Annotated in this window: 2 protein-coding genes; both read right to left on the bottom strand. The window is 39.2% G+C overall.

The genetic code is table 11. From position 1 onward, the window contains the following. On the bottom strand, nt 1–244 hold a 244-nt coding region (locus tag ADIS_RS21750), incomplete at its 3' end, for an SRPBCC family protein (RefSeq protein ID WP_202900597.1). Nucleotides 245–260: 16 nt separating this feature from the next. Then, nucleotides 261–625, bottom strand: a 365-nt coding sequence (locus tag ADIS_RS21745) for a YciI family protein (RefSeq protein WP_155907699.1), incomplete at its 5' end; no start/stop codon positions are given.

Below are 625 nucleotides of genomic sequence, written 5' to 3'. Positions count from 1 at the left end.
TCAATATGCCCGGAACGGGGGTCAGTATTGTCCGGAATATCCATGGGTCTTGTGCCAAAAATGGCGACCATTTAGGGAAGTTGTTCAGGTATTTTACCATATCAAAAACTTCTTGTTTAGTTCCCTTGATGGTAACTGTTTTTACGATTTGAATATTTTTCAAACCACTAGCTTTGTATAAGCCAAATCCGATGAACGCCGCAAGAGCGATTCCAATTATTGTGAATATCATTCTTTTGTTCATTTTAAAAAGTTTATAATTAGTTCATTGGTATTACGTCTCTTACTTCCACAGTGCCACCCATAAAAAGTATAGGGCATTTTTTTGCAAGTTCTGTTGCAGACTCCATCGATTTTGCTTTCAAAACCATATTGCCGCCTATGGTTTGTCCTTCGGCAATATGTAATCCATCTTCTGTGTTTTGATTGGCATAAATCTTTTTCCCTTCAAAACCTAATTGATGCGTACTTACCAGTTTTCCTTGCATAGCAATTCCACCAATAAATTCCCCCCAATGTTTGTGCATTTCTTGTAATTGCTCTTGGGTTGGCAGTTCGTTGCTTGGTTCGTATCTGAACAGCGTAAGCAGCCGCCCATCCCCATCTGTTTTTTCGGGTAAATGGT

Source organism: Lunatimonas lonarensis (assembly GCF_000390185.1).
In the GTDB taxonomy this organism is placed as follows: Bacteria; Bacteroidota; Bacteroidia; order Cytophagales; family Cyclobacteriaceae; genus Lunatimonas; species Lunatimonas lonarensis.
The sequence above is the reverse complement of the archived record's forward strand: the minus strand, read 5'-3'. Positions and strand labels throughout refer to the sequence as shown.